This window comes from Streptomyces alanosinicus (assembly GCF_014650595.1).
Lineage (GTDB): Bacteria > Actinomycetota > Actinomycetes > Streptomycetales > Streptomycetaceae > Streptomyces > Streptomyces alanosinicus.
Map to the genome: position 1 here is coordinate 1 of NZ_BMVG01000160.1, position 682 is coordinate 682.

Sequence of the window (682 nt, forward strand, 5' to 3'; positions counted from 1 at the left end):
GAAGATCGACGAGGAGCCGACCCCGAACCGGACCTCCTTGCCCTCCATCGCACCACCGGCGGCCTGGAGCGCCGCGCCGTGGTGGGCGAACTCGCTCCACATCATCAGCACGGTGAAGCCCAGCCAGATGGTGAACATCGTGGCGAGGATCGCGTAACCCTGCTTCACGTTGCCGACCATCACACCGAAAGTGCGGGTCAGCGAGAACGGGATGACGAGGATCAGGAAGATCTCGAACAGGTTCGTGAACGGCGTCGGATTCTCGAACGGGTGAGCGGAGTTCGCGTTGAAGTAACCGCCACCGTTCGTACCCAGCTCCTTGATCGCCTCCTGCGAGGCCACCGCGCCGCCGTTCCACTGCTGCGACCCACCCATGAACTGACCGACCTCATGGATACCCGAGAAGTTCTGGATCACACCGCAGGCGACCAGGATCACCGCGGCGACCGCGGCACCCGGCACCAGGATGCGCAGCGTTCCCCGGACCAAATCGCTCCAGAAGTTGCCCAGCTCACCGGTGCGCGAGCGCGCGAAACCACGGACGAGAGCGACCGCGACGGCGATACCCACCGCGGCGGAGACGAAGTTCTGCACGGCCAGACCGGCGGTCTGCACGACGTGCCCCATGGTCTGCTCGCCGTAGTACGACTGCCAGTTCGTGTTGGTCACGAACGAGACAGCC

At 64.8% G+C, this 682-nt stretch carries 1 protein-coding gene; it reads right to left on the reverse strand.

All coding sequences use genetic code 11. The features are described from left to right. The coding region (locus IE277_RS46780; protein ID WP_189960231.1) for a potassium-transporting ATPase subunit KdpA at positions 1-682 on the reverse strand (682 nt) is incomplete at both ends.